Source organism: Grimontia sp. NTOU-MAR1 (genome assembly GCF_035758505.1).
Lineage (GTDB): Bacteria > Pseudomonadota > Gammaproteobacteria > Enterobacterales > Vibrionaceae > Enterovibrio > Enterovibrio marinus.
This window is the reverse complement of sequence record NZ_CP142108.1, coordinates 2,766,414-2,785,121: the sequence shown is the minus strand read 5'-3', so window position 1 is coordinate 2,785,121 and position 18,708 is coordinate 2,766,414. Positions and strand designations below refer to the sequence as shown.

The 18,708-nt window shown below is 49.5% G+C and carries 12 protein-coding genes, 4 tRNA genes and 4 rRNA genes; 1 reads left to right on the top strand and 19 read right to left on the bottom strand.

Annotated elements, in window-relative coordinates:
- Nucleotides 1–211: 211 nt before the first annotated feature.
- Nucleotides 212–3,886 (bottom strand): methionine synthase, encoded by a 3,675-nt coding sequence (metH, locus tag VP504_RS12935; RefSeq protein WP_325891514.1) that lies wholly within the window; start codon nt 3,884–3,886, stop codon nt 212–214.
- A 194-nt stretch (nt 3,887–4,080) separates the two neighbouring features.
- On the opposite strand from metH, the gene VP504_RS12930 reads away from it, so the two are divergent.
- Complete coding sequence (locus VP504_RS12930; RefSeq protein ID WP_325891513.1) at nt 4,081–5,415, top strand: cation:proton antiporter; 1,335 nt, start codon at nt 4,081–4,083, stop codon at nt 5,413–5,415.
- Between the two features lie 41 nt (nt 5,416–5,456).
- On the opposite strand, the gene metA is transcribed toward VP504_RS12930, so the two are convergent.
- From metA to rpmD, 18 genes are all read right to left on the bottom strand, one after another.
- Complete coding sequence (metA, locus tag VP504_RS12925; RefSeq protein WP_325891512.1) at nt 5,457–6,410, bottom strand: homoserine O-acetyltransferase MetA; 954 nt, start codon at nt 6,408–6,410, stop codon at nt 5,457–5,459.
- A gap of 150 nt (nt 6,411–6,560) precedes the next feature.
- Nucleotides 6,561–6,676: ribosomal RNA gene (rrf, locus tag VP504_RS12920) — 5S ribosomal RNA — on the bottom strand.
- A gap of 14 nt (nt 6,677–6,690) precedes the next feature.
- Nucleotides 6,691–6,766, bottom strand: a tRNA-Thr gene (locus tag VP504_RS12915).
- Between the two features lie 156 nt (nt 6,767–6,922).
- Nucleotides 6,923–7,038: ribosomal RNA gene (gene rrf / locus VP504_RS12910) — 5S ribosomal RNA — on the bottom strand.
- 245 nt (nt 7,039–7,283) lie between these two features.
- Nucleotides 7,284–10,170, bottom strand: a 23S ribosomal RNA gene (locus VP504_RS12905).
- Between the two features lie 493 nt (nt 10,171–10,663).
- Nucleotides 10,664–10,739: transfer RNA gene (locus tag VP504_RS12900), tRNA-Val, on the bottom strand.
- Between the two features lie 30 nt (nt 10,740–10,769).
- Nucleotides 10,770–10,845, bottom strand: a tRNA-Lys gene (locus tag VP504_RS12895).
- A gap of 2 nt (nt 10,846–10,847) precedes the next feature.
- A tRNA-Glu gene (locus VP504_RS12890) sits at nt 10,848–10,923 on the bottom strand.
- A 170-nt stretch (nt 10,924–11,093) separates the two neighbouring features.
- Nucleotides 11,094–12,644, bottom strand: a 16S ribosomal RNA gene (locus tag VP504_RS12885).
- The 16S, 23S and 5S rRNA genes sit together here with 4 tRNA genes alongside, the layout of an rRNA operon.
- A 951-nt stretch (nt 12,645–13,595) precedes the next feature.
- On the bottom strand, nt 13,596–13,982 hold the full coding sequence (gene rplQ / locus VP504_RS12880) for a 50S ribosomal protein L17 (protein ID WP_002541538.1): 387 nt from the start codon (nt 13,980–13,982) through the stop codon (nt 13,596–13,598).
- A 35-nt stretch (nt 13,983–14,017) separates the two neighbouring features.
- The gene (locus VP504_RS12875) at nt 14,018–15,007 is read right to left on the bottom strand and encodes a DNA-directed RNA polymerase subunit alpha (protein WP_251877232.1); all 990 of its coding nucleotides are present in this window, start codon (nt 15,005–15,007) and stop codon (nt 14,018–14,020) included.
- Between the two features lie 23 nt (nt 15,008–15,030).
- Complete coding sequence (gene rpsD / locus VP504_RS12870; RefSeq protein ID WP_002541535.1) at nt 15,031–15,651, bottom strand: 30S ribosomal protein S4; 621 nt, start codon at nt 15,649–15,651, stop codon at nt 15,031–15,033.
- Between the two features lie 30 nt (nt 15,652–15,681).
- Nucleotides 15,682–16,071, bottom strand: a complete 390-nt coding sequence (rpsK, locus tag VP504_RS12865) for a 30S ribosomal protein S11 (protein WP_002541534.1) — start codon at nt 16,069–16,071, stop codon at nt 15,682–15,684.
- A 19-nt stretch (nt 16,072–16,090) separates the two neighbouring features.
- Nucleotides 16,091–16,447: a 30S ribosomal protein S13 gene (gene rpsM, locus VP504_RS12860; RefSeq protein ID WP_002541533.1), complete on the bottom strand. Its 357-nt coding sequence runs from the start codon at nt 16,445–16,447 to the stop codon at nt 16,091–16,093.
- A 147-nt stretch (nt 16,448–16,594) separates the two neighbouring features.
- On the bottom strand, nt 16,595–16,708 hold the full coding sequence (gene rpmJ, locus VP504_RS12855; RefSeq protein ID WP_000868186.1) for a 50S ribosomal protein L36: 114 nt from the start codon (nt 16,706–16,708) through the stop codon (nt 16,595–16,597).
- Between the two features lie 26 nt (nt 16,709–16,734).
- The gene (secY, locus tag VP504_RS12850) at nt 16,735–18,060 is read right to left on the bottom strand and encodes a preprotein translocase subunit SecY (protein WP_325891511.1); all 1,326 of its coding nucleotides are present in this window, start codon (nt 18,058–18,060) and stop codon (nt 16,735–16,737) included.
- A 22-nt stretch (nt 18,061–18,082) separates the two neighbouring features.
- On the bottom strand, nt 18,083–18,517 hold the full coding sequence (gene rplO / locus VP504_RS12845) for a 50S ribosomal protein L15 (RefSeq protein WP_002541432.1): 435 nt from the start codon (nt 18,515–18,517) through the stop codon (nt 18,083–18,085).
- 5 nt (nt 18,518–18,522) lie between these two features.
- Nucleotides 18,523–18,702, bottom strand: coding sequence for a 50S ribosomal protein L30 (rpmD, locus tag VP504_RS12840; protein WP_002541431.1), 180 nt, complete (start codon nt 18,700–18,702; stop codon nt 18,523–18,525).
- Nucleotides 18,703–18,708 lie beyond the last annotated feature (6 nt).

Sequence of the window (18,708 nt, the reverse complement as noted above, 5' to 3'; positions counted from 1 at the left end):
AAAAATGGCGCTCACTGAGCGCCATTTTTCTTTTTACTATCTTATACCAATCGTAGTAAATATCTGCTCATCCTAGCTTGTTAAAATGCTCGATAACTGCGTTGAAAAATTTGATTGTAGAAGAACTACTTATCGAAATTTTTCGCCTTGTTCTCGAGCATTTTTCCTGCGCTATTTCTGATCACCTACCTACTGTGATTGGTATTAGAGATTAACCGTTGAGGTTTGGCCCCAACCACTTCTCTGCTTCGATCAAATCCCAGCCCTTGCGATCGGCATAGCTGTCGCGCTGATCTTCCTGGATCTGCGCAACGGCAAAGTAGCGCGAATCCGGATGCGAGAAGTACCAACCAGATACCGATGCACCAGGCCACATGGCGTAACTGGTGGTCAGCGACATACCAATGGTCTCTTCTACGTTCAGCAACTCCCACAAGGTGCCTTTCTCTGTGTGCTCAGGACAAGCCGGATAACCCGGAGCAGGACGGATACCCTGATATTTCTCACGGATCAGGTCATCGTTCGATAGGTTCTCGTCCGCAGCGTACCCCCAAATCTCCTTACGGACATGTGCATGCAGGTATTCTGCAAACGCTTCAGCCAAACGGTCTGCCACCGCCTGAATCATGATGGCGTTATAGTCATCGCCCTGCGCTTTATATTCGTCCGCAAGCTCACGTTCACCAATACCGCCTGTGACAGCAAACGCACCAATCCAATCTTTTTTACCGCTCTCTTTTGGCGCAATGTAGTCAGACAGGCAGTAGTTAAAGCCTTTCGGTTTCTCCGTTTGCTGGCGAAGGTTATGCAGCACCTTGGCAACCTCGGTACGTGATTCATCGGTGTAGACTTCAATGTCATCACCCACACTTGCTGCCGGGAACAGGGCACACATACCACTGGCTTTCATCAGGCCTTCGCGTTCAACGCGATCCAGCAGATCGTTAGCATCTTTGAACAAGCGCTTCGCTTCTTCCCCAACTTCTTCGTGCTCAAGAATGGTCGGGTACTTACCCACCAATGACCAGGTCATAAAGAATGGTGTCCAGTCGATGTAGTTACGAAGAGTAGCCACGTCAAAGTCTTCAAACACATGAACACCCGGTTTCGCTGGCGCTGGCGGTGTGTAGCTTTCCCAATCGATAGCGACTTTGTTCTCACGTGCCTTTTCAAGCGTCACAGGCTTGGTACGTGGGCGCTTACGTGCGTGCTGCTCACGCACCACTTCGTAATCCGCTTGAAGCTTCTCAACAAACCCAGGCTTGAGCTTCTCAGACAACAGCGACGAACACACACCCACCGCGCGTGATGCGTTATTCACATACACCACGGGCTGATTGTAGTTTTGCTCAATCTTCACCGCTGTGTGGGCTTTAGAGGTCGTTGCACCGCCAATCAGTAGCGGCAAGTCGAAGCCCAGACGCTCCATCTCTTTCGCGACATGAACCATTTCATCGAGCGATGGCGTGATAAGACCGGACAAACCAATGATATCGACGTTCTCTTCTTTGGCGACTTTGAGGATCTTCTCGCAAGGCACCATCACGCCGAGGTCGATGATTTCGTAGTTATTACATTGGAGTACGACGCCAACGATGTTCTTACCGATATCGTGAACATCACCTTTCACTGTTGCCAGCAGAATCTTACCGTTAGTGGAGCCTGCCTGTTTTTCAGCGTTTATAAAAGGCTCAAGGTGCGCCACCGCCTGTTTCATTACGCGGGCTGATTTCACGACCTGAGGCAGGAACATTTTACCCTCACCAAAGAGATCGCCGACGACGTTCATGCCGTCCATCAGTGGCCCTTCAATCACTTCAAGCGGCTTAGATGCATTAACGCGGGCTTCTTCTGTGTCTTCAACGATGAACTCGGTAATACCTTTCACCAGGGCGTGCTCAAGACGTTTCTCTACCGCCCAGGTTCGCCACTCCAGCGCAGAAGCATCTTCTTCTTTGCCGACACCTTTATTCGCGTATTCCGCTGCGATATCCAGAAGGCGCTCTGTACTGTCGTCACGACGGTTCAGTACCACGTCTTCCACCGCTTCACGAAGTTTCTCGGGGACGTTATCGTAGATTTCAAGCTGACCGGCATTCACGATGCCCATGTCCATACCGTTCTTGAAACAGTGATAAAGGAACACAGCGTGGATAGCTTCGCGGACATAGTTGTTGCCGCGGAACGAGAAGGAGACGTTCGACACACCACCTGAAATCATCGCATACGGTAAGTCGCGCTTAATGTCCGCAACCGCTTCGATAAAGTCGACGGCGTAGTTGTTGTGCTCTTCAATACCGGTTGCCACAGCAAAGATGTTCGGGTCAAAGATGATGTCTTCTGGCGGGAAGCCAACTTCGTCCACCAGAATGCGGTAGGCATTGGTACAGATTTCGAGTTTGCGCTCACGGGTCTCTGCCTGACCGACTTCATCGAAGGCCATAACAATAACGGCCGCACCATAGCGACGAATCAGCTTCGCCTGCTCAACGAATTTCTCTTTACCTTCTTTGAGTGAGATGGAGTTAACGATGCCCTTACCCTGAATACACTTCAGGCCAGCTTCAATGACTTCCCACTTGGAAGAGTCGACCATGATCGGCACTTTGGAGATCTCAGGCTCGGAGGCGCAAAGATTCAGGAAGCGCACCATACAGGCTTCCGCATCCAACATGCCTTCATCCATATTGATATCGATGATCTGCGCGCCGTTTTCTACCTGCTGACGTGCCACTTCCAACGCTTCATCGTACTGCTCTTCTTTGATCAAACGCTTGAAGCGCGCAGAGCCTGTCACGTTGGTACGCTCACCAACGTTGATGAACAAGGTTTCTTTTTCAATGGTCAGTGGCTCAAGGCCTGACAAGCGACACGCTACCTGAAGATCTGGTAATGCACGGGGCTTAACCGTCTTGGTCGCCTCATACATGTGGCGAATGTGCTCTGGTGCCGTACCACAACAGCCACCAATCATGTTCAGAAAGCCACTTTCCGCCCACTCTTTCACATGAGCAGCCATGTCCTCCGGAGACAGATCATATTCACCGAAGGCATTCGGAAGGCCGGCATTCGGGTGCGCAGAAACAAAGGTTTCAGAGATGCGTGACAGTTCTTCCACGTAAGGGCGCAGTTCATCAGGGCCCAACGCACAGTTCAGACCAAAGGAGATCGGTTTGACGTGACGCAGAGAGTTATAGAAAGCCTCTGTCGTTTGGCCTGACAGGGTACGGCCTGATGCGTCTGTGATCGTGCCGGAAATCATCACTGGCAGTTGGGTGCCCATGTCTTCGAAAACGGTCTCAACCGCAAAAGCACAGGCTTTGGCGTTCAGAGTGTCAAAGATGGTTTCAATCAGAATAAGATCAGCGCCGCCATTGATAAGCGCGCGGGTAGACTCCGAGTACGCGGTTACCAGCTCATCAAAGCTGACATTACGGTAACCGGGATCGTTAACGTCGGGAGAGATCGAACAGGTGCGGTTGGTTGGACCCAATACCCCAGCCACAAAGCGCGGCTTATCCGGATTTTTCGCCGTCCACTCATCAGCGACTTCACGTGCCAACTTGGCTGCCGCAAAGTTAATTTCCTCACTCAGGCTTTCCATCTCATAGTCAGCCATGGCGATGGTGGTCGCGTTAAAGGTATTGGTTTCAAGGATATCCGCGCCTGCTTCAAGATATTCGGCATGGATATCTTTAATCATCTGGGGTTGCGTGAGTACCAAAAGGTCGTTGTTGCCTTTAAGGTCGCAATGCCAATCAGCAAAGCGTTCACCGCGGTAATCATCTTCTTCGAGCTTATAGCCCTGAATCATGGTGCCCATGCCACCATCGATGATCAAAATGCGTTCCGCTAACAGTTTTTCCAGTGTTTCCTTACTACTCACAACCGCAGATCCTTCTTATATTTCTCGCTATTCGCATAGTATCACAGACCAAATGGAAATCTAGACGTCTAATTAAACTCAGCACAGCGTTAACCTCTCCGCTGACGCACATTTGTTGTAGTTTTCTGCGCCGCATGGATTTATATTTCGTTACAACTTTCCGAATCACAATCTCAGCCTACACGGGGTCATCAATGACCGTCTATACAACACTCTGCTTTCTCGCTGCAGCAGCCATGCTAATTGCCTTTATCAATAGCAAAATTGGCCAAATGCAGACAACTATCGCTATTACTGCCGGTGCCCTTATCCTCTCGCTTGGGATAGTTATCTCAGGACACAACAACTGGTTCGATTTAAAAGATCTCGCTGCCGAGACCCTAAATGAAATTCACTTCGATGATTTCTTGTTGAAAGGCGTATTAGGTTTTTTACTTTTCGCCGGTGGTCTTGGGGTAAAACTGCCCAACCTTACAGACCAGAAATGGGAAATCACAGTGCTGGCACTTGGAGCAACACTCGTATCCACTTTCTTTATCGGTGGTGTCGCCTGGCTCTTCTTCCAGCTCATCGGTATTCCATTCGACTTCATCTACTGCCTACTGTTTGGCGCCCTGATTTCTCCTACTGATCCCATCGCTGTCCTTGCCATCGTTAAAAAGCTCAATGCGCCAAAGCGTATCTCGACGCAGATTGAGGGCGAGTCCTTGTTCAATGATGGTTTTGGCCTGGTGATTTTTATCACTCTCTTCACCGTCGCATTCGGCACCGAAGCTCCAACCGTGATGGGTATCGTTGAGCTCTTCCTGCATGAAGCGATTGGCGGCATCGTGTATGGCTTCTTACTTGGCTTGCTGTTCCACTACCTGATTTGCCACACCGACGATCACTCGATGGAGCTGTTACTAACCTTAGGCATACCAACAGCCGGCTATGTATTTGCCAGCCTGATTGGGGTTTCTGGACCGCTCGCCATGGTCGTTGCAGGTATCATGATTGGTAACTGGACGCGCTACATCGGCTTTTCAAAAGAAAGTGAAGATCATCTCGACCACTTCTGGGAGTTAGTCGATGAGTTCCTCAATGGTGTCCTCTTCCTGTTGATCGGCCTGAGCATGCTGACATTCAGCTTTCATAAGGAAGACTGGATCATCATGGCATTCGCCGTGCCGCTGGTGCTGGTATCGCGCTATCTCAGCGTGCGCCTTTGTTACGTTGGCTTCAATCGCTACCGTGACTACAACCCTTACTCAGTGCGAATCCTGACTTGGGGGGGATTACGCGGAGGCCTTGCAATAGCCATGGCAATGGCAGTACCTGCAGGCTATATAGTACTGCCTGAAAAGAATATTGATGTACGGGAAATCATCCTAGTGATGACTTATGCAGTAGTGGTGTTCTCTATCCTTGTACAAGGCTCAACAATCACAAAAATGATTGAGAAATCCAAGGTTGCTGAGCGAGACATGGAAATCAAACCGAGCAGTTATAAAGATACCGAACCAAGAACAGACGTTATTCAGGACTAAACCTCAAAAGCCAAAAAAGCCTGCAATCGCAGGCTTTTCTATTATTCATCATCATCCTTGGTAAACGCTGACTCGGAGAAGTGATCGAGGTCGTAAGGCGTTTGCTGGTAAACACAGTAATTAAGCCAGTTGGCAAAAAGCATGTGCCCATGGCTTCGCCAGCTGACATAAGGCTCTTGTGTTGGATCATCATCCGGATAGTAATTAGATGGGACTGCAGGCTCCATACCTTCCCCTACATCGCGCACGTATTCATTATGTAGCGTATGAGAGTCATACTCTGGATGCCCGGTGACAAACACGTTTCGTTTGTCTTTGGTTGCCGCTAGGTAAGTGCCGGCAGTTGCGGAGGTCGCGAGGATATCGAGATCGGTATGCTCGGCCAGAAACTCAGGAGAGAAGTCCGCATAGCGAGAGTGTGGCGCAAGGAAAGAGTCATCAAAACCACGAAGTATTGGGTTTTTACTGTGCTCTTTATGCGTTTTATGCCAATACACACCGGATAGCTTTTCCCTGCGGGTTTTCTTCGGCAAATCATAAAGCAGCTTCAGACCCGCTTGCGCCGCCCAACATACATAAAGTGTCGAAGTGACATGTTCTTTCGCCCAATTCATGATGTCCTGTAGGTGTTCCCAATAAATCACATCCTCGAACTGTACAAGACCTAAAGGAGCTCCTGTTACGATCAATCCATCAAAATTGCGCTCACGGATACCTTGAAACTGCCTGTAGAAAGTATCAAGGTGCTCAGTGGGAGTGTTCTTACTCGGTCGGTCATCAATACGCAGCAGTTCGACATCGACCTGAAGTGGGCTGTTAGAGAGCAAGCGCATAAACTGCGTTTCCGTTTCAATCTTCTTAGGCATCAGATTGAGAAGCAGCACTTTCAGAGGACGGATGTTTTGGCTTTCAGCTCGGGTCTCTGGCATCACGAATATATTTTCCTGACGCAGGGTACTGGCCGCCGGTAACTGATCAGGAATTTTAATCGGCATCTTAAATCACTCCCTCGTTAAGATGTATAGACGTCTAGAATTCCATTAACCCTATAACATCCCCTTTAGCGGTTCAAGTACATTTGTGAGATTGATCAGGGGGCAGATATGAAAAAACCCGCAGCGTCTCCGCTACGGGTTTGAAGAGGTATCTGGCAATGTCCTACTCTCACATGGGGAGACCCCACACTACCATCGGCGCTGCAACGTTTCACTACTGAGTTCGGCATGGGATCAGGTGGGGCCATCGCGCTATGGTCGCCAGACAAAATTTAAATTCTGGTGCTGATACCCAGATTTGAACTGGGGACCTCACCCTTACCAAGGGTGCGCTCTACCAACTGAGCTATATCAGCAAATATTCACCCAAACAAAGTCTTATTCGAACTGCTTTGTTTAGGATATCTTATGTTATGCGAAGCAGATTTTGAACTGAGAAGCGCAGTGTGGGTTAACACATGAGCATCGCAAGTATCAAAAGATGCAAGCAATAACCAAGATAGGCAAATAAAGCCTGGCGATGTCCTACTCTCACATGGGGAGACCCCACACTACCATCGGCGCTGTTACGTTTCACTACTGAGTTCGGCATGGAGTCAGGTGGGTCCATAACGCTATGGTCGCCAAGCAAATTCTGTGGCTTTATCCCGCTGGCTATAAAGCACGCTAGCGGCGTTACTTTGCTCCCTCACTCGCTCATGTACAGTCGTACACTCCCTCGCTCGGCTCACAAAATGCCTTGCTTTCGTACTTTATCCCTGCGCTGTTTTGGCGCTAGCTGGATAAATCCATCATCTGAAAAGTGACTGTCTTTGTTCTCGTTATGCACATTCAAGGTTCTCTCTGAGTCCGTCAAAACCCCTTGGGTGTTGTATGGTTAAGCCTCACGGGCAATTAGTATCAGTTAGCTCAACGCCTCGCAGCGCTTACACACCTGACCTATCTACGTCGTCGTCTCCAACAACCCTTTAGAGGACTTTAAGTCCTAGGGATGACTCATCTTGAGGCTCGCTTCCCGCTTAGATGCTTTCAGCGGTTATCGATGCCGAACTTAGCTACCGGGCAATGCCACTGGCGTGACAACCCGAACACCAGAGGTTCGTCCACTCCGGTCCTCTCGTACTAGGAGCAGCCCCTCTCAATCATCCAACGCCCACGGCAGATAGGGACCGAACTGTCTCACGACGTTCTAAACCCAGCTCGCGTACCACTTTAAATGGCGAACAGCCATACCCTTGGGACCGACTTCAGCCCCAGGATGTGATGAGCCGACATCGAGGTGCCAAACACCGCCGTCGATATGAACTCTTGGGCGGTATCAGCCTGTTATCCCCGGAGTACCTTTTATCCGTTGAGCGATGGCCCTTCCATTCAGAACCACCGGATCACTATGACCTGCTTTCGCACCTGCTCGAACCGTCATTCTCGCAGTCAAGCGGGCTTATGCCATTGCACTAACCTCACGATGTCCGACCGTGATTAGCCCACCTTCGTGCTCCTCCGTTACGCTTTGGGAGGAGACCGCCCCAGTCAAACTACCCACCAGGCACTGTCCTCAACCCCGATAAGGGGCCTAAGTTAGAACATCAAACATACAAGGGTGGTATTTCAAGGTCGGCTCCACACAAACTGGCGTCTGTGTTTCAAAGCCTCCCACCTATCCTACACATGTAGGCTCAATGTTCAGTGCCAAGCTGTAGTAAAGGTTCACGGGGTCTTTCCGTCTAGCCGCGGGTACACAGCATCTTCACTGCGATTTCAATTTCACTGAGTCTCGGGTGGAGACAGCGTGGCCATCATTACGCCATTCGTGCAGGTCGGAACTTACCCGACAAGGAATTTCGCTACCTTAGGACCGTTATAGTTACGGCCGCCGTTTACCGGGGCTTCGATCAAGAGCTTCGACCGAAGTCTAACCCCATCAATTAACCTTCCGGCACCGGGCAGGCGTCACACCGTATACGTCATCTTTCGATTTTGCACAGTGCTATGTTTTTAATAAACAGTTGCAGCCACCTGGTATCTGCGACTGCCCTCAGCTCTATCCGCAAGGGACTTCACCATGGGCAGCGTACCTTCTCCCGAAGTTACGGTACCATTTTGCCTAGTTCCTTCACCCGAGTTCTCTCAAGCGCCTTGGTATTCTCTACCCGACCACCTGTGTCGGTTTGGGGTACGGTTCCTGATAACCTGAAGCTTAGAGGCTTTTCCCGGAAGCATGGCATCAATGACTTCATCACCGTAGTGACTCGACATCGTGTCTCAGTGTATAGCGTCCCGGATTTGCCTAAGACACCCACCTACGCACTTGAACCTCGACAACCGTCGCGAGGCCCACCTAGCCTTCTCCGTCCCCCCATCGCAGTTATCAGCAGTACGGGAATATTAACCCGTTTCCCATCGACTACGCCTTTCGGCCTCGCCTTAGGGGCCGACTTACCCTGCCCCGATTAACGTTGGACAGGAACCCTTGGTCTTCCGGCGAGGAGGTTTTTCACCCCCTTTGTCGTTACTCATGTCAGCATTCGCACTTCTGATACCTCCAGCAGCCCTTACAGACCACCTTCTACGGCTTACAGAACGCTCCCCTACCCAGATATAAATATCTGCCGCAGCTTCGGTGTATCGCTTAGCCCCGTTACATCTTCCGCGCAGGCCGACTCGACCAGTGAGCTATTACGCTTTCTTTAAATGATGGCTGCTTCTAAGCCAACATCCTGGCTGTCTGAGCCTTCCCACATCGTTTCCCACTTAGCGATAACTTGGGGACCTTAGCTGGCGGTCTGGGTTGTTTCCCTCTCCACGACGGACGTTAGCACCCGCCGTGTGTCTCCCGGATAGTACTTACTGGTATTCGGAGTTTGCAAAGGGTTGGTAAGTCGGGATGACCCCCTAGCCTTAACAGTGCTCTACCCCCAGTAGTATTCGTCCGAGGCGCTACCTAAATAGCTTTCGGGGAGAACCAGCTATCTCCGAGTTTGATTGGCCTTTCACCCCTAGCCACAAGTCATCCGCTAATTTTTCAACATTAGTCGGTTCGGTCCTCCAATTGATGTTACTCAATCTTCAACCTGCCCATGGCTAGATCACTCGGTTTCGGGTCTACGTCATGCAACTCATCGCCCAGTTAAGACTCGGTTTCCCTACGGCTCCCCTATGCGGTTAACCTTGCTACATAACGTAAGTCGCTGACCCATTATACAAAAGGTACGCAGTCACCTAACACGTAGGCTCCCACTGCTTGTACGTACACGGTTTCAGGTTCTGTTTCACTCCCCTCACAGGGGTTCTTTTCGCCTTTCCCTCACGGTACTGGTTCACTATCGGTCAGTCAGGAGTATTTAGCCTTGGAGGATGGTCCCCCCATCTTCAGACAAGATAACACGTGTCCCGTCCTACTCGTTTTCACGTTAAACAAGCCGTCGTGTACGGGGCTATCACCCTGTATCGCGCCACTTTCCAGAGGCTTCCACTAACTCATAAAACGCTTAAGGGCTAATCCGGGGTCGCTCGCCGCTACTGCCGGAATCTCAATTGATTTCTTTTCCTTCGGGTACTTAGATGTTTCAGTTCCCCGAGTTCGCCTCCACACACCTATGTATTCAGTGTGGGATACTGGCTTATGCCAGTGGGTTTCCCCATTCGGACATCCCAGATTCAAATGGCTGTTACTGCCTTATCTGGGCTTATCGCAAGTTACTACGTCCTTCATCGCCTCTGACTGCCAAGGCATCCACCGTGTACGCTTAGTCACTTAACCATACAACCCCAAGAGGTTTCGTAGGTTTAAACAACCAAGGTGTTCTTATAAGAACATGTTCACCCTTTTTGCCTCTGCTTTTTCTTAAAAAGCGGAAACATAAAGCGATGAACGATTTCGCCGGACTCAAATATTGTTCATCACCTCTCTAGGAGAAGGATGAAACCAAGAACACTTGAATGTGTTTGGTGTTAACTCCGAAGAATCAACATTTGAGAACTTTTACAAACAAACTGAATCAGTTTGTTTAGTCAGCTTTCCAGATTTTTAAAGAGCATTTCTCGTAAAGAGAACGTGGTACAAAACCACTTTCTAATGACTTTCTTCCCGAATTGGGGCGGCAAGAAATCGCACCCTGTAAATGTTATTTAAAGGGTCTGCGAGTCCGTTGCAGAAAATGATTAGAGAGTGTGCTTTTTCTTTAGGCAAGGCGAAGTATTTCGACGTTTAGTTCACTAAACGAGAAAAGCGTCAACGTAGCATAAAGGAAATGTGGTGGGCGATACCGGGCTCGAACCAGTGACCCCCTCCTTGTAAGGGAGGTGCTCTCCCAACTGAGCTAATCGCCCACATACGTTTTACATTCTCTGTGGTGAAGATGGTGGGTCGTGCAGGATTCGAACCTGCGACCAATTGATTAAAAGTCAACTGCTCTACCAACTGAGCTAACGACCCAGTGGCGTCCCATAGGGGAGTCGAACCCCTGTTACCGCCGTGAAAGGGCGGTGTCCTAGGCCTCTAGACGAATGGGACACAACGTTTGTCAGCGAAACATGTTTCGCTAACGTTGTGTTAGTGGAGTGACGAGCTTGCGAGAAGCAACATCATACCGAAAAACACAATGTCGAGGTTTGGGAACCTCGATCACTCTTTACTTTTTCAACCTATACAATCTGTGTGGACACTGGCATCAATAGTATCGTTAAGGAGGTGATCCAGCCCCAGGTTCCCCTAGGGCTACCTTGTTACGACTTCACCCCAGTCATGAACCACACCGTGGTAAACGCCCTCCCGAAGGTTAAGCTATCTACTTCTGGTGCAGCCCACTCCCATGGTGTGACGGGCGGTGTGTACAAGGCCCGGGAACGTATTCACCGTGGCATTCTGATCCACGATTACTAGCGATTCCGACTTCATGGAGTCGAGTTGCAGACTCCAATCCGGACTACGACATACTTTCTGGGATTCGCTTCACATCGCTGCCTCGCTGCCCTCTGTATATGCCATTGTAGCACGTGTGTAGCCCTACTCGTAAGGGCCATGATGACTTGACGTCGTCCCCACCTTCCTCCGGTTTATCACCGGCAGTCTCCCTGGAGTTCCCACTCGAGTGCTGGCAAACAAGGATAAGGGTTGCGCTCGTTGCGGGACTTAACCCAACATTTCACAACACGAGCTGACGACAGCCATGCAGCACCTGTCTCACAGTTCCCGAAGGCACACCAGAATCTCTTCCGGCTTCTGTGGATGTCAAGAGTAGGTAAGGTTCTTCGCGTTGCATCGAATTAAACCACATGCTCCACCGCTTGTGCGGGCCCCCGTCAATTCATTTGAGTTTTAATCTTGCGACCGTACTCCCCAGGCGGTCTACTTAACGCGTTAGCTCCGAAAGCCACAGTTCTAGACTACAGCCTCCAAGTAGACATCGTTTACGGCGTGGACTACCAGGGTATCTAATCCTGTTTGCTCCCCACGCTTTCGCATCTGAGCGTCAGTCTTTGTCCAGGGGGCCGCCTTCGCCACCGGTATTCCTTCAGATCTCTACGCATTTCACCGCTACACCTGAAATTCTACCCCCCTCTACAAGACTCTAGCCTGCCAGTTCAAAATGACTTTCCCAGGTTAAGCCCGGGGCTTTCACATCTTGCTTAACAGACCGCCTGCATGCGCTTTACGCCCAGTAATTCCGATTAACGCTCGCACCCTCCGTATTACCGCGGCTGCTGGCACGGAGTTAGCCGGTGCTTCTTCTGCCGCTAACGTCAAACACTGCACGTATTAAGTACAATGCCTTCCTCACGGCTGAAAGTGCTTTACAACCCGAAGGCCTTCTTCACACACGCGGCATGGCTGCATCAGGCTTGCGCCCATTGTGCAATATTCCCCACTGCTGCCTCCCGTAGGAGTCTGGACCGTGTCTCAGTTCCAGTGTGGCTGATCATCCTCTCAAACCAGCTAGGGATCGTCGCCTTGGTGAGCCTTTACCCCACCAACTAGCTAATCCCAACTGGGCCCATCCGGTAGCGAGAGGCCATAAGGTCCCCCTCTTTGGTCCAAAGACATCATGCGGTATTAGCCACCGTTTCCAGTGGTTATCCCCCTCTACCAGGCAGGTTCCCAGCCATTACTCACCCGTCCGCCGCTCGCCGCCCAATAAATCATCCGAAGAATCTTTATTGTCGCTGCCGCTCGACTTGCATGTGTTAGGCCTGCCGCCAGCGTTCAATCTGAGCCATGATCAAACTCTTCAATTAAAGTTTTTGGCTCGATGAAATACTGTTGTTGTTTTGTCTCCGCTTTTTAAAAAAGCAGAAGCAAAACGAATTGACTGTGCCGATATAACCGAAGTTATTTCGTTTGGTCACTCAGTAAACATCGATAAATCTTTTGTCTATCAATCACGAGTGCCCACACAGATTGCATAGGTCAAATTGTTAAAGAACGTTGACTTGAAGAAGCGTCGCTTCTCACCGTCAGGGCTGCGAATTTTACGCTGCCGGGCGATGAAGTCAAGAAGAAATTTTGAGATTTTTCAGCGTTGCTTTCGCAACCCTCAAAACACCTTATTGACTTGCCTCTCGGGGTGAATTCCCCTCCGAAGCGGGCGGCCATTTTACTGATTCGAAACAGCGCGTCAAGCGTTTATTTCAACTCAATTTTTGAGGCCTTCGCCGTACCGATTTGAGTGGGCGTTTCCGCTGTGGGAGCCGCTCTCCGTGTCGGTGAGGCGGCATTATAGGGAGGTCTGAAATTCTGGCAAGGACTTTTTTGAGGTTTTTTATGAAAATCGCTTCACTTGGCTATATTTCACTCGAAAGCCTTATTTCCACACATTTTACTCACACAAAACACACAAGAGTCTGTGCATAAGTGTGTTATGCACCATGTAATAGCCTCGTCAGGCTCCCCGCTCCCCACACATATTTGACGTTTGCAATATTGCTTATTCACTAACTGAGCCAATCAATGAATTCAGATCCGTTAGAGAATTCAGTTCAGTCATTAGATAAGTAGAAGTAGAAGTAGAAGTAGAAGTAGAAGTAGAAGTAGAAGTAGAAGTAGAAGTAGAAGTGAAAAGACTGTTTAACTGAAGCCTTGACGTCAAGAGTTATAGAGAAAGAAACGGGCGTAGGCTGTTTTATGAATGAGTAGATAAATAAAAAGCCAAGCTAAAGCCTGGCTTCTTATTTGAACGAACCGAGAGATTACTCAGCTGCTTCTTCTGCAGCTGTCTCTGGGCGATCTACCAACTCGATGTAAGCCATAGGGGCTTTATCGCCGGCACGTACACCGCATTTCAGAATGCGAGTGTAACCGCCTGCACGAGAGGCAAAACGTGGACCCAGTTCGTTGAACAACTTCGCTACAACTTCGTCGTTACGAGTACGAGCGAATGCAAGACGACGGTTAGCAACACTGTCGTTCTTTGCTAGGGTAATCAATGGCTCAATTACGCGACGCAGCTCTTTTGCCTTAGGCAGAGTAGTTTTGATAACTTCGTGAGTTACCAGCGAGCTAGCCATGTTGCTGAACATCGCTTTGCGATGGCTGCTGTTGCGATTGAGTTGACGACCACTCTTACGATGGCGCATGACCTAATCCTTCTAACTAAGTAATCAGAATCTGATTAATCTTCAGCGATTGATGCTGGCGGCCAGTTTTCCAGGCGCATACCCAGAGACAGACCACGTGAAGCCAGCACGTCTTTAATTTCAGTCAAAGACTTCTTACCAAGGTTTGGCGTCTTAAGAAGCTCAACCTCAGTACGCTGTACCAGATCACCGATGTAGTGGATCGCTTCTGCTTTCAAACAGTTAGCAGAGCGAACAGTTAGTTCAAGATCGTCTACAGGACGCAGTAGGATCGGATCGAACTCTGGCTTCTCTTCTTTCTCTTCAGGAACTCGTACATCACGCAGATCTACGAACGCGTCCAGTTGCTCAGCAAGAATAGTTGCTGCACGACGGATAGCTTCCTCAGGATCAAGAGTACCGTTAGTCTCCATATCGATAACCAGCTTGTCGAGGTCGGTACGCTGTTCAACACGTGCTGCTTCAACATTATAAGCAATACGGTCTACTGGGCTGAACGTTGCATCTACAAGCAGACGGCCGATTGGACGCTCGTCTTCTTCAGTGTGAATACGCGCTGACGCTGGTACGTAGCCGCGACCACGTTCTACCTTGATTCGCATGCTGACCTCAGCATTTGAATCTGTCAGGTGGCAGATTACGTGTTCTGGGTTCGCAATCTCAACACCACCGTCGTGGGTGATGTCGCCTGCAACAACAGGGCCTGCACCAGACTTATTCAGGGTTAGGATAACTTCATCTTTACCCTCTACCTTAACGGCAAGGCCTTTAAGGTTAAGCAGGATTTCCAGGATATCTTCCTGTACGCCCTCTTTGGTGCTGTACTCGTGCAACACGCCGTCAATTTCTACTTCTGTCACCGCACAACCAGGCATAGACGACAGTAGGATGCGACGTAGAGCATTACCTAGGGTGTGACCAAAGCCACGCTCTAGCGGCTCAAGAGTTACTTTTGCGTGCGTCGAGCTAACTTGTTCGATGTCAACCAGACGCGGCTTAAGAAATTCTGTTACAGAACCCTGCATTGTGTCCTCTCTTTAGTTTAGCCTTACTTAGAGTAAAGCTCGACGATCAGGTGTTCGTTGATGTCAGCAGACAAATCTGAACGCTCTGGCAGGCGCTTGAAAGTGCCTTCCATTTTGTTGCTGTCTACTTCGATCCAAGTTGGCAGCTCGCGCTGAGCAGCAATTTCAAGAGCTGCTTTGATGCGTGCCTGGTTCTTAGCTTTCTCGCGAATGCTAACAACGTCGTTGGCCGTTACCTTGAAAGAAGGAACGTTAACCACTTTACCGTTTACCAGGATCGCTTTGTGGCTTACCAGCTGACGTGATTCTGCGCGAGTTGCGCCGAAGCCCATGCGGTAAACTACGTTATCTAGACGACCTTCCAGAAGTTGCAGCAGGTTTTCACCTGTGTTGCCTTTGATGCGAGCAGCTTCTTTATAGTAGTTACGGAATTGTTTTTCCAGTACGCCGTAGATACGACGAACTTTTTGCTTCTCACGAAGCTGAACGCCGTAGTCAGACAGACGGCCGCGACGTGCGCCGTGTACGCCTGGGGCGTTATCAATTTTACACTTGGTATCAATCGCGCGTACGCCTGACTTCAGGAACAAGTCAGTACCTTCGCGACGGCTAAGCTTCAGCTTAGGACCCAAATATCTTGCCATGATCTTTCTCCAGAATTCTAAGAAACAGCGTTATACGCGACGTTTCTTAGGTGGACGACAACCGTTATGTGGGATTGGAGTCGCATCAACAATGTTAGTGATACGGAAACCAGCCGCGTTCAGTGCGCGAATAGTAGATTCACGACCTGGACCAGGGCCCTTAACCATAACTTCCAGGTTCTTCAGGCCATATTCTTTAGCCATCTCACCACAACGCTCAGCAGCAACCTGTGCAGCGAACGGAGTTGATTTACGAGAACCACGGAAACCAGAACCACCTGCAGTAGCCCATGCTAGAGCATTACCTTGACGGTCAGTAATGGTTACGATTGTGTTGTTGAAAGACGCATGGATGTGCGCTACGCCGTCAGCAACTTGCTTGCGTACGCGTTTACGTGCGCGATTTGGTTGTTTAGCCATAGTACTTTACCTACCCCGATTATTTCTTGATCGGCTTGCGCGGACCCTTACGGGTACGAGCATTGGTCTTCGTACGCTGGCCACGTAGTGGCAAGCTGCGACGATGACGCAAACCGCGGTAACAACCAAGGTCCATCAGACGCTTGATGTTCATGGAAACTTCACGACGTAGATCACCTTCTACAGTGTACTTGGCAACGCCATCACGCAGTAGATCGATCTGCTCTTCAGTTAGTTCACTGATCTTAGTGCTTTCAGCAATACCAGTCTCAGCTAGGATAGCTTTTGAACGGGTTTTACCGATACCGTAGATCGCAGTCAGTGCGATTACAGCATGCTTCTGATCAGGAATGTTAATGCCTGCAATACGGGCCACTATTCACTCCTAGTACTTTATCAAGAAGAACCGCTGCAGAGCCCGTTTAGGATACGCAGCGGCTATACCACTTCTTTTGCACACACAAAAGGTGGGCTGGCTAATGTAGCCAGCCTGCCTAAATTTTGCAAGAAAAATATTCTGCTATTAGCCTTGGCGCTGCTTGTGCTTTGGCTCACTGCAAATCACGCGAACTACACCGTTACGCTTGATAACTTTACAGTTACGGCAGATTTTCTTAACGGAAGCACGAACTTTCATTGCTAAACTCCGTAAATGTCAATCTGTTATCGGCCGTAGCCTTTCAGATTGGCTTTCTTCAACACGGACTCATATTGTTGAGACATCAGATGTGTCTGAACTTGAGCCATAAAGTCCATGATTACCACGACTACGATAAGTAGGGAAGTACCGCCAAAGTAGAAGCGTACGTTCCAAGCAATCATCATGAACTCGGGGATCAGACAGATAAAGGTGATATACAACGCCCCCGCTAGGGTTAATCGAGTCATTACTTTATCTATGTACTTCGCAGTCTGCTCGCCCGGGCGAATACCAGGTACGAATGCACCAGACTTCTTCAGATTGTCTGCTGTCTCACGCGGGTTGAAAACCAACGCCGTGTAGAAGAAACAGAAGAAGATAATCGCAGCAGCATAAAGAATTACATACAGTGGTTGACCAGGGCTCAGTGCCAATGACACATCCGCCAACCAGCCCAACTGTTCACTCTGGCCAAACCATTGAGCCAGTGTGCCTGGGAACAGGATAATACTTGATGCAAAAATTGCTGGAATTACGCCTGCCATGTTTAATTTCAATGGCAGGTGTGTGCTTTGCGCAGCAAAGACACGACGGCCTTGCTGACGTTTCGCGTAGTTAACAACGATTCGACGTTGACCACGCTCTACAAACACAACGAACGCAATTACTGCAAATGCAATTACCGCAATCAACAGAAGAAGAAGCACGTGCAATTCACCTTGACGCGCTTGCTCGGCTGTTTGTCCGATAGCGGATGGCAATCCTGCAACGATACCAGCAAATATTATGATGGAAATACCGTTGCCGATACCACGCTCAGTGATCTGTTCACCTAACCACATCAGGAACATGGTGCCAGTGACCAAGCTCACAACAGCGGTAAAGTAGAATCCAAGGCCTGGGTTTACAACCAGACCCGGAATCATACTTGGCAAGCCTGTAGCGATACCAATCGCTTGGAAGGTTGCCAATACCAGCGTACCGTAGCGGGTGTACTGACTGATCTTACGACGGCCAGACTCCCCTTCTTTCTTCAACTCAGCTAAGGCTGGATGAACTACCGTAAGCAATTGGACAATGATCGATGCCGAAATATACGGCATGATGCCCAGCGCTAGGATAGAAGCACGCTCAAGAGCACCACCAGAGAACATGTTAAACAGTTCAATGATGGTCCCTTGTTGCTGTTCGAACAGATCGGCAAGTACAGCAGCGTCAATACCAGGAATTGGCACAAAAGAACCGGCGCGGAATACGAGCAACGCACCTACCACAAAGAGTAGACGGCTTTTCAGCTCCGCTAGTCCACCTTTTGCACTACTAAAATTTTGTCCTGGTTGTTTTGCCATCTGTACCTCGTCCTCGAGCTAATTATTCCTCGATTTTACCGCCAGCAGCTTCGATTGCAGCTTGAGCGCCTTTAGTAACGCGAAGACCTTTAACAGTCACTGAGCGTGCAATCTCACCAGACAGTACGATTTTCGCCGTACGGATGTCTTTAGTGATTACGTTTGCAGCTTTCAGTGTCTCAAGGCTTACTACGTCACCTTCAACTTTAGCCAGTTCGCTCAGGCGAACTTCAGCCGCAGTCAGGCTCTTGCGAGAAGTAAAACCAAATTTTGGCAGACGCTGTTTCAAAGGCATTTGACCACCTTCGAAACCTGGACGTACAGAACCACCTGAACGTGATTTCTGACCTTTGTGACCGCGGCCACCAGTTTTGCCCAGGCCTGAACCGATACCACGGCCAACGCGCTTCTTAGAAGGCTTTGAACCCGCAGCCGGAGATAGAGTATTCAGACGCATTGTGATTACTCCTCCACTTTAACCATGTAGTAAACTTGATTGATCATGCCACGTACGCAAGCAGTATCTTCAAGTTCAACAGTGTGGTTGATGCGACGTAGGCCCAAGCCACGCAGGGTAGCTTTATGCTTCGGCAAACGACCGATAGAGCTACGAGTCTGAGTTACTTTGATAGTTTTAGCCATGTCGAA

Coding starts and splice junctions, on each gene's coding strand:
- VP504_RS12930 (WP_325891513.1), top strand. CDS start 4,081: ATGACCGTCTATACAACACTCTGCTTTCTCGCTGCAGCAGCCATGCTA.
- metA (WP_325891512.1), bottom strand. CDS start 6,410: ATGCCGATTAAAATTCCTGATCAGTTACCGGCGGCCAGTACCCTGCGT.
- rplQ (WP_002541538.1), bottom strand. CDS start 13,982: ATGCGCCATCGTAAGAGTGGTCGTCAACTCAATCGCAACAGCAGCCAT.
- VP504_RS12875 (WP_251877232.1), bottom strand. CDS start 15,007: ATGCAGGGTTCTGTAACAGAATTTCTTAAGCCGCGTCTGGTTGACATC.
- rpsD (WP_002541535.1), bottom strand. CDS start 15,651: ATGGCAAGATATTTGGGTCCTAAGCTGAAGCTTAGCCGTCGCGAAGGT.
- rpsK (WP_002541534.1), bottom strand. CDS start 16,071: ATGGCTAAACAACCAAATCGCGCACGTAAACGCGTACGCAAGCAAGTT.
- rpmJ (WP_000868186.1), bottom strand. CDS start 16,708: ATGAAAGTTCGTGCTTCCGTTAAGAAAATCTGCCGTAACTGTAAAGTT.
- secY (WP_325891511.1), bottom strand. CDS start 18,060: ATGGCAAAACAACCAGGACAAAATTTTAGTAGTGCAAAAGGTGGACTA.
- rplO (WP_002541432.1), bottom strand. CDS start 18,517: ATGCGTCTGAATACTCTATCTCCGGCTGCGGGTTCAAAGCCTTCTAAG.
- rpmD (WP_002541431.1), bottom strand. CDS start 18,702: ATGGCTAAAACTATCAAAGTAACTCAGACTCGTAGCTCTATCGGTCGT.